Raw genomic sequence first — 8,478 nt, 5'->3', positions numbered from 1 at the left:
GGCGACAACGCCGAACTGATCGTCGAGCTGATCACGCCGATCGCCATGGACCAGGGCCTGCGCTTCGCCATCCGCGAAGGCGGCCGCACCGTCGGCTCGGGCGTGGTGACCAAGATCGTCAAGTAAGCCCTGCGCTTACCTGAGACCTGACAGAAGGGCCGTCGGAGCGATCCGGCGGCCCTTTTGCTTTGCTCCAATCCATGTTCGTCATCCCGCGAACAAGTCGCGGGATGACGGACGCTGGGGGGGTATCAGCGGAGGAAAGGTGACAAGTAGGTCATGACCTCGATTTAAGCAGACCGGCGTTCGGCAGGCGCGTAGCTGTTCCCCGGGCTTATGGGGACCTTGAGATGCGCCTTCGATTGATCATCCTGACCGCCGCCGCGACGCTATCCGCGGGCGCGGCCAACGCCGCCTCGGTCGAGCTGCGCGACGCGGTGGCCCGGGTCACGGTGGTCCCGCAGGACCGCGCCGACATCAAGGTCGAGATCGTCAAGGCGAACCCCAAGCTGCCGCTCGAGGTGCGCGTCGAGGGCGATCGAACGGTCGTGGACGGCGACCTGCGCCGCCGGATCCGCGACTGCAACGGCATGAGCGACAAGCCGCGGATCAGTGTGCGCGGCGTCGGCAAGGTCGCTTATGAAGACCTGCCCCAGGTGGTGATCTACACGCCGCGCGCCGTCGACGTGTCGGCGGGCGGGGCCGTGCAGGGCTCGATCGGCCGTTCGGGGAGCCTGCGGCTGCGCAACTCCGGCTGTGCGGCCTGGACCATCGCCGACGTCGCCGGCGAGGCCCAGATCCATCAGTCGGGCGCCGGCGCGGTGCGTATGGGCGCCTCCGAGCGCCTCGATATCCGCCTGTCGGGCGCGGCGCACATCCACGCGACACGGGTCCGCGCCGGTGGGCTCGAGGCCCAGCTGTCGGGCGCCGGCGGCGTGCAGGTGGGCGACGTGCGCGGGCCGGTCGATGCGCGGGTGTCCGGCGTGGGCCAGATCGAGGTCGACGGCGGCCGCGCGAGCAGGGTGCGCGCCTCGGTGTCGGGCATCGGCCAGGTGGAATTCGACGGCTCGGCCGACGACCTCGACGCCTCGATCTCCGGCCTGGGCTCGATCCGGGTGAAGGAGGTCACGGGCAACGTGACGAAGTCAGTGTCCGGCGGCGGCTCTGTCCGCGTCGGCAACCGGCCGTCCTAGCGGTCCCGGCCGGCCCCGTCCGTCTGGTCGGTTTCGGCCGCGTTGGGCGCAGGACTCTCCCGGCGGGGTTCGCCGCTGGCCGGATCGGTGGCCGTCTTGGGCGAACGCGCCGACCCTTCGGCGCCGCGCGGCTCCTGGGCCATGCGCTGGGGCGAGCCGGGCTTTTGGTCCTGATCGCGGTTGTAGGCGTCGTCGTGGTTCTGCGGCATCCGGGCCTAACGGGCGGAGCGCCGCATCGATCCAAGAGGCTTGAAATGCCGAGGCGCTTGCGTCATACGCCTGCGTCCTACCCGACATCGTTGGAGTCTTGGTTTTCTAGCCGCCGGAGCGCGGTCGACGGGTGCTTAGCCCCGCTTGCGAAAACCAGCCGAAACGGGTCGGATAAGGGTGCTGAAGGAGTGTAGCTCAGCTGGTAGAGCATCGGTCTCCAAAACCGAGGGCCGGGGGTTCGAGTCCCTCCACTCCTGCCACCACCCTATATAGTCTGAAGCGTTGAACCGGAGCGCGGGTCGGCCCGCCTGCTCCAGATGAGAGTTTGAAGAGCCGAATGGCCAGGAAACCGTCCCCGCAAGCGATGCGCGACCGCGCCGCCAAAACCGCGGCCGCTTTGGCGACGCCGGCTGGCGTGGCCGTTCAAGCCCCCAAGAAGAAGACGTCGATCCCGCAGTTCCTGCGCGAAGTCCGCGCCGAGGCCCGCAAGATCACCTGGACCAGCCGCAAGGAAACCTGGATCACCTCCGTCATGGTGGCGATCATGGTGGTCCTGGCCGCCGTGTTCTTCGGGATCATCGACTTCGGGCTTCGGGCCTTGATGGCCCAACTGCTCAAGCTCGCCACCGGCGGATAAGCAAACACCATGTCCGAACAAGCCGTCTCCGCCCCGAAGGGCAATCCCCGCCACAAGTGGTACATCGTCCACGCCTACTCGAACTTCGAGAAGAAGGTGGCCGAGAGCATCCGCGAACAGGCCAAGAACCAGGGCCTGGAGGAGAACTTCTCCGAGATCCTGGTGCCGACCGAGGACGTCGTCGAGATCCGCCGCGGCCGCAAGGTGAACTCCGAGCGCAAGTTCTTCCCGGGCTACGTGCTCGTGAAGATGGAGCTATCGGACGAGGCCTACCACCTGATCAAGAACACCCCGAAGGTGACGGGCTTCCTGGGCTCCGGGTCGAAGCCGATCCCGGTGTCGGAAAAGGAAGTCTCGCGCATCATCGGCGCCATCGAAGAGGGCGTGGAGCGGCCGAAGCCGACCATCTCGTTCGAGATCGGCGAGCAGGTGCGGGTCACCGACGGCCCCTTCGCGAGCTTCAACGGCTCGGTGGAGCAGGTCGACGAGGAACGCGCCCGCCTGCGCGTCACCGTCTCGATCTTCGGCCGCGCCACCCCGGTCGAACTGGAATACGGCCAGGTCGAGAAGATCACCTGACACGGCGCCGCGGTTGCCGCCGCGGCCCATTCCTGATAGGAGCGCGCCCTTCGCGGACGGGCGCGTTCTTTCGTTCTGCGGTCCGTGAATTCAAATCCGTGGGAGGGGGCGGCCACCGTGACCCCGCACCACGGCTCATAACCGGCCGGGTTTTCCGGCCATGAGGAGCAAAGATGGCCAAGAAGATCTTGGGCTATATCAAGCTGCAGGTGCCTGCGGGCTCCGCCACCCCGTCGCCGCCGATCGGCCCGGCGCTGGGTCAGCGCGGCGTCAACATCATGGGCTTCTGCAAGGAGTTCAACGCCCGGACCGAGAAGGAAGCGAAGGGCACGCCCCTTCCGACCGTCATCACGGTCTACCAGGACAAGTCGTTCACGTTCGTGACGAAGACGCCGCCGGCGTCCTTCTTCATCAAGCAGGCGCTCAACATCAAGTCGGGGTCCAAGGCGCCCGGCCGTGACAGCGCCGGCAAGATCACCCGCACCCAGCTGCGCGAGATCGCCGAGAAGAAGATGAAGGACCTCAACGCCAACGACGTCGAGGCCGCCGCCCGCATCATCGAGGGCTCCGCCCGCTCGATGGGCCTTCAGATCGTGGAGGCCTAGGACATGGCCAAGCAACCCAAGCGCATGAAGGCCTGGACCGGCGACACCACCGTCGCCCATCCGCTGGCCGACGCCGTGAAGCTGGTGAAGGCCAACGCCAACGCCAAGTTCGACGAGAGCATCGAGATCGCAGTGAACCTGGGCGTTGACCCGCGTCACGCCGACCAGCAGGTCCGCGGCGTGGTGGCCCTGCCGTCCGGCACCGGCCGTGACGTCCGCGTCGCCGTCATCGCCAAGGACGCCAAGGCCGAAGAGGCCAAGGCCGCCGGCGCCGAGATCGTCGGCGCCGAAGACCTGGTCGAGAAGATCCAGGGCGGCTTCATGGACTTCGACCGCGTGATCGCCACGCCCGACATGATGGCCCTCGTCGGCCGTCTGGGTAAGGTGCTGGGCCCGCGCGGCCTGATGCCGAACCCGCGCGTCGGCACCGTGACGCCGAACGTCGGCCAGGCCGTGAAGGACGCCAAGGGCGGCTCGATCGAGTTCCGCACCGAGAAGACCGGCATCATCCACGCCGGCATCGGCAAGGCCTCGTTCACCGAGGAAGCCCTGGTGATCAACGTGAAGGCCCTGGTGGACGCGCTCAACAAGGCCAAGCCGTCGGGCGCCAAGGGCACCTACATCAAGAAGATCAGCCTGTCGTCGACGATGGGCCCGGGCTTCAAGGTGGAGGCCGGCTCGATCGGCGCGTAAGCCCGAAGACCCGTGCTAGAGATCGAGGGAGCGGCGGAAACGCCGCTCCCTTTTTCCTTGGGGTCGTCATGCCGAAGGTCGAACTAGAGCCTGCGGGGCTCGAGCGCCGGGACACGCTGCACGCGCTGTTCCAGCTCTACACCCATGACTTCAGCGACTTCTGGGCCGGGACCGACCGCGGCGAGCTGGGCGAGGATGGGCGGTTCCCTGACTACCCCTACCTCGACAGCTATTGGGCCGAGCCGCAGCGCGAGCCGTTTCTGATCCGGGCGGACCGCCATCTGGCCGGCTTCGTGCTCATCAACGACCACAGCCATTCGGGCCTGCCGCCCGACTTCGCGGTCGCCGAGTTCTTCGTCGTGCGGAAGCACCGGCGCGGCGGCGTCGGAAGGGCTGCTGCACGGGCCGCCATCGCCGGCCGGGAAGGACAGTGGGAGCTCGCCGTGGCGCGGAAGAACGAGGCCGCGCTCGCGTTCTGGCGCGGCGTGGCGGCCGAGCTGGCGGCGGGTCCGGTCGACGAGCTCGACACCACCGATCGCTGGAACGGGTGGATCCTCCGCTTCAACGTCGGACCTGCTTAACGCCCGCGTGCGCGCGGCCTAGACTGCCCGCCAAACGAGAACGGGGAGGGCGCGATGAGGCTTGGTGCGATCCTGGGGGCCGTGGCGGCCGCCGTACTGGCGCTGGCGTCGCCGGCGGCCGCAGAGAGCTTCCACTTCGTGGCGTTGGGCGACACGGCCTACACCCTGCCCAGGGACTTGCCGACCTATGACGCGCTCATCCAGCGCATCAACAAGGCCAAGCCGGCGTTCTCGATCCACGTGGGCGACACCTGGGGCGCGATGCCGTGCACCGAGGAGAGCCACAAGTACGCCTTGGGCCAGTTCGCCAAGTTCGACCATCCGCTGGTCTACACGCCCGGCGACAACGAGTGGACCGACTGCCGCAAGCCCGAGATCATCGAGGCTTACCACCGCTTCGTGGCCGGCAAGGCGACGGCGCAGGACATGGGCCTTCTGGGCCCTGCGCGGACGTTCGATGGCGCGTTCTCGAGCTATGGCTTCGCCGATCCAGTGGGCGGGCTGAAGCTGATCCGCAGGCTCTATTTCGACAAGCCGCAGAGCCTGGGCCAGCGCACCATGCCGCTCACGCGGCAGACGGACGTCACGCCCACCGTCGTGACGGCCGAGAACACGCGGTGGGAGAAGGGAGGGGTGGTCTTCGCGACCGTCAGCGTTCCCGGCTCGGGCAACGGCTTCACCCTGAACGACGAGGCGCGCGCCCGCGAGGCCGTCGCCCGCAACCGCGCCAACGTGGAATGGATCAAGGCCGCCTTCGCCGAGGCCAAGGCTCAGAACGCCAAGGCGGTGGTCCTCTCGCTGCAGGCCGGGATGTTCGTGGACGGCCGCGGCGGCGACTTCACCAACAGGCAGATCCGCGGCGGCAGCGACGGGCCCTTCTACTGGATCGTTTACGCCATCCGCGACGAGGGCGCGAAGTTCGGCAAGCCCGTGCTGCTGATCAACGGCGACTTCCACGACCTGGTCATCGACCGGCCGTTCATGGTGAGCCAGGGCGAGGAGAAGCCGCCGCTCTACGCCAACATCACCCGCCTGCAGGTCTATGGCGCGCCCGAGCTCAAGGCCGTGCAGGTGAACGTCGACACCGAAACCCCCTGGGTCTTCAGCTTCCAGCCGCTCTACAACTGACCTATGGACCTGAAAGCCACCTGCTACGAAGTCAGCGACGGCGTCGCCGTGGTGACCCTCGCCCGCCCGAAACGCCGCAACGCCTGGACCGGGCGGATGCACACGGAATACCGCTGGATCCTGCGCGAGGCCGACCGCGATCCGGCTGTCCGGGTGATCGTGGTCACCGGCGACCCGGAGGGGAACGCCTTCTGCGCAGGAGCCGACCTGCAGGCGCTGGAAGGCCACTCCGAGCGGGGCCAGTACGACGCGGGCACGCCCGAGGACATCGCGGAGCCGGGCTACGGCGTCGATCCGGCCTTCGACGCGACGTTCGCCTACCACTTCGGGATCGGAAAGCCGGTGATTGCGGCGATCAACGGGGCGGCGGCGGGCGTGGGGCTGGTGCTGGCGGCGTACGCCGACCTGCGGTTCTGCGTACCGGGCGCGAAGTTCACGGCCGCCCACGGACGGTTCAACTTCCCGGCCGAATACGGCCTGTCGTGGCTGCTGCCGCGGATCGTGGGCCTGAGCCACGCCAACGACATCCTGCTGTCCAGCCGGGTGTTCACCGCTGAGGAGGCGGACCGCATGGGCTTCCTGAACCGCATCGTCCCCGCGGAGCAGCTGATGGACGAGGTGATGGCCTATGCCCGGACGCTGGCGACCTCGGTCGCGCCGGGCTCTGCCCGCGAAACCAAGCGCCAGATCTACCGCGACCTGCACCGTGACGCTGCGAGCTCGGTGAAGGTGGCCGAGGCGCTGCTGGTCGAGATGTCGAAGACGCCCGACTACAAGGAGGGCGTGAAGGCCTGGATGGAGAAGCGGCCGCCGGCGTGGAGCGGCTAGGCGCTTGACGGCCGGCGCGCAGGGCCCCAGGGGACTTAAACAGTCGTTCGGGAGGAAGCCCACGTGAGACGCGCCGCCATCGTCAGCCCCATCCGCACCGCCGTGGGCAAGTTCCAGGGGAGCCTCGCTTCCATGACCGCCGGGGACCTCGGCGCGGTGATCCTAAAGGCGCTGGTGGCGCGGACCGGGCTGGACCCCGCGAAGGTGGACGACATCATCTTCGCCCAGGGCTACGGCAACGGCGAGGCGCCCTGCATCGCCCGCTGGTCGGCGCTGGCGGCGGACTTCCCCCTCGAGGTTCCGGGCTACCAGCTGGACCGCCGCTGCGGCTCGGGCCTGCAGGCGGTGGTGGACGCCGCCATGATGGTCCAGACCGGCGTGGCCGACGTGGTGATCGCGGGCGGTGTCGAGAGCATGAGCAACGTCGAGTACTACTCGCTCGACATGCGCGGCGGCGCCCGCGCCGGCTCGGTGACCATGCACGACCGCCTGGCCCGCGGCCGGGTGATGAGCCAGCCGGTCAGCCGTTTCGGCGTCATCTCGGGCATGATCGAGACCGCCGACAACCTGGCGCGCGACTACCAGATCAGCCGCGAGGAATGCGACGAATACGCCGCCATGAGCCACCAGCGGGCCGCCAAGGCCTGGGCCGACGGCAAGTTCGACGACGAGCTGGTGCCAGTCTCGGTGCCGCAGAAGAAGGGCGATCCCATCGTCTTCGCCCAGGACGAGGGCGTCCGCGCCGACGCCACGCCCGAGAGCCTCGGGAAGCTGCGCACCATCGAGAAGGACGGCGTGGTGACCGCCGGCAACGCCAGCCAGCAGAACGACGCGGCCGCCGCCTGCCTGGTGGTGGCCGAGGACAAGCTGGCCGAGCTGAACCTCGATCCGATGGGCTACTTCGTGAGCTGGGCGGCGGCCGGCTGCGACCCGTCGCGGATGGGCATCGGCCCCGTGCCCGCAGTGAAGCGCCTCTTCGAGCGCACCGGCATGGGGTGGGACGACATCGACCTCGTGGAGCTAAACGAGGCCTTCGCGCCGCAAGTGCTGGCGGTGCTGAAAGGCTGGGGCTGGGACGAGCGCGACCGGCTGAACGTCAACGGTTCGGGGATCAGCCTGGGCCACCCGATCGGCGCCACCGGCGGCCGGATCCTCGCCAACCTGCTGCGCGAGCTGAAGCGCCGCGACGGCAAGTACGGCCTGGAGACCATGTGCATCGGCGGCGGCCAGGGCATCGCGGCGATCTTCGAGGCGGCGTGACGGCGGCGGAGCTCCGGGAGCTGTTCGAGCGCGTCGTCCCCGACCTGGACGCCTTCGCGGCGCCCTGGAGCCTGATCGGGAGCGGGGCGCTCATACTGCTGGGCGTTCCGCTGGAAGAGGCGGCGGACCTGGATGTGGTCACGGGCGTCGACGGGGCAGGGCGGCTGCGTTCGGCATGGGCCGGTTGGCTCGACGCGGCGGAGCCCAAGGCGCCGGACGGCCCGTTCCGGTCTGAGGACTTCGCGCGATACGTCACGCCCTGGGGCCCCGTGGAGGTGATGGGCGGGCTGCGCATCCGGGGGCGGCTGCTGGAAATGGTCGCGCCCATACCGACGTCCGCGGAGCAGCTTCGCATCCTCAGGCTCTTCGGCCGGCCGAAGGACCTGGAGAGGGCCGCGCGCCTGGAGGCCTGGCTGGCGGCGGGTTGAGTTCCGCGGGCGCTTCGTATATAGGCCCGCGCTTCGTCGCTCCCTCGGGAGGGGCGAGGACGGGAGATCCTCGGATTTCCCATCCTGTCCAAGAACTGTGCAGCCGCCGGGGTCACCGGAGGCCGTAACGCGAGGAGGGGCCCCTCCTCAGGCGCAGGGAGACGGGAAGATGACGGCTAGTCGTCCATCCGCAACGCGGCATGGGCGCGAGGCTGCGGCTTTCCTCATCGGACAGGTGCTTACCCGCGTGCGCATTCGCGCGTGCGCGGAACCTGAGTATGGAGACCGCAATGGACCGCGCTCAAAAGCAAGAGTCGATCGAGACGCTCAAGGGCG

Annotated in this window: 11 protein-coding genes, 1 tRNA gene and 1 pseudogene; 12 read left to right on the top strand and 1 reads right to left on the bottom strand. The window is 68.6% G+C overall.

Annotated features, from left to right (window positions below; genetic code table 11):
- Both tuf and VGD44_RS07915 read left to right on the top strand, forming a co-directional pair.
- Positions 1-126, top strand: a pseudogene (gene tuf, locus VGD44_RS07920) (elongation factor Tu); the annotation flags it as partial.
- 224 nt (positions 127-350) lie between these two features.
- A complete protein-coding gene (locus tag VGD44_RS07915) occupies positions 351-1,193 on the top strand; it encodes a GIN domain-containing protein (protein ID WP_331085640.1) in 843 nt (280 codons plus the stop codon).
- On the opposite strand, the gene VGD44_RS07910 is transcribed toward VGD44_RS07915, so the two are convergent.
- Positions 1,190-1,402 carry a hypothetical protein gene (locus VGD44_RS07910; RefSeq protein WP_331085638.1) on the bottom strand — a complete coding sequence of 71 codons (213 nt, stop codon included), beginning with the start codon at positions 1,400-1,402 and terminating at the stop codon, positions 1,190-1,192. The two genes, VGD44_RS07915 and VGD44_RS07910, sit on opposite strands and share 4 nt — an antisense overlap.
- 185 nt (positions 1,403-1,587) lie before the next feature.
- Here VGD44_RS07910 and VGD44_RS07905 point away from each other — a divergent pair.
- The 10 genes from VGD44_RS07905 (at position 1,588) to VGD44_RS07860 (ending at position 8,142) form a co-directional block, all read left to right on the top strand.
- Positions 1,588-1,663, top strand: a tRNA-Trp gene (locus VGD44_RS07905).
- A 77-nt stretch (positions 1,664-1,740) separates the two neighbouring features.
- Positions 1,741-2,040 carry a preprotein translocase subunit SecE gene (gene secE, locus VGD44_RS07900; RefSeq protein ID WP_331085636.1) on the top strand — a complete coding sequence of 100 codons (300 nt, stop codon included), beginning with the start codon at positions 1,741-1,743 and terminating at the stop codon, positions 2,038-2,040.
- A 9-nt stretch (positions 2,041-2,049) separates the two neighbouring features.
- Entirely contained in the window at positions 2,050-2,619 is a 570-nt protein-coding gene (gene nusG, locus VGD44_RS07895) for a transcription termination/antitermination protein NusG (RefSeq protein WP_331085634.1), read from the top strand.
- A gap of 173 nt (positions 2,620-2,792) precedes the next feature.
- Positions 2,793-3,224: a 50S ribosomal protein L11 gene (gene rplK, locus VGD44_RS07890; protein WP_331085632.1), complete on the top strand. Its 432-nt coding sequence runs from the start codon at positions 2,793-2,795 to the stop codon at positions 3,222-3,224.
- A gap of 3 nt (positions 3,225-3,227) precedes the next feature.
- Positions 3,228-3,917 carry a 50S ribosomal protein L1 gene (gene rplA, locus VGD44_RS07885; RefSeq protein ID WP_331085630.1) on the top strand — a complete coding sequence of 230 codons (690 nt, stop codon included), beginning with the start codon at positions 3,228-3,230 and terminating at the stop codon, positions 3,915-3,917.
- Between the two features lie 68 nt (positions 3,918-3,985).
- The gene (locus tag VGD44_RS07880; RefSeq protein WP_331085628.1) at positions 3,986-4,498 is read left to right on the top strand and encodes a GNAT family N-acetyltransferase; all 513 of its coding nucleotides are present in this window, start codon (positions 3,986-3,988) and stop codon (positions 4,496-4,498) included.
- A gap of 54 nt (positions 4,499-4,552) precedes the next feature.
- On the top strand, positions 4,553-5,626 hold the full coding sequence (locus tag VGD44_RS07875) for a hypothetical protein (protein ID WP_331085626.1): 1,074 nt from the start codon (positions 4,553-4,555) through the stop codon (positions 5,624-5,626).
- 3 nt (positions 5,627-5,629) lie between these two features.
- Positions 5,630-6,454 (top strand): enoyl-CoA hydratase-related protein, encoded by an 825-nt coding sequence (locus tag VGD44_RS07870; protein ID WP_331085624.1) that lies wholly within the window; start codon positions 5,630-5,632, stop codon positions 6,452-6,454.
- A 63-nt stretch (positions 6,455-6,517) separates the two neighbouring features.
- Positions 6,518-7,714 carry an acetyl-CoA C-acetyltransferase gene (locus VGD44_RS07865; protein ID WP_331085622.1) on the top strand — a complete coding sequence of 399 codons (1,197 nt, stop codon included), beginning with the start codon at positions 6,518-6,520 and terminating at the stop codon, positions 7,712-7,714.
- Positions 7,711-8,142, top strand: a complete 432-nt coding sequence (locus VGD44_RS07860; protein WP_331085620.1) for a hypothetical protein — start codon at positions 7,711-7,713, stop codon at positions 8,140-8,142. Before VGD44_RS07865 ends, VGD44_RS07860 begins: the two co-directional genes overlap by 4 nt.
- Positions 8,143-8,478: the final 336 nt, after the last annotated feature.

Origin of the sequence: Phenylobacterium sp., assembly GCF_036402295.1 — a bacterium.
In the GTDB taxonomy this organism is placed as follows: Bacteria; Pseudomonadota; Alphaproteobacteria; order Caulobacterales; family Caulobacteraceae; genus Phenylobacterium.
Note: the sequence above shows the minus strand (reverse complement) of the source record. Positions and strands in the feature narration are given on the sequence as shown.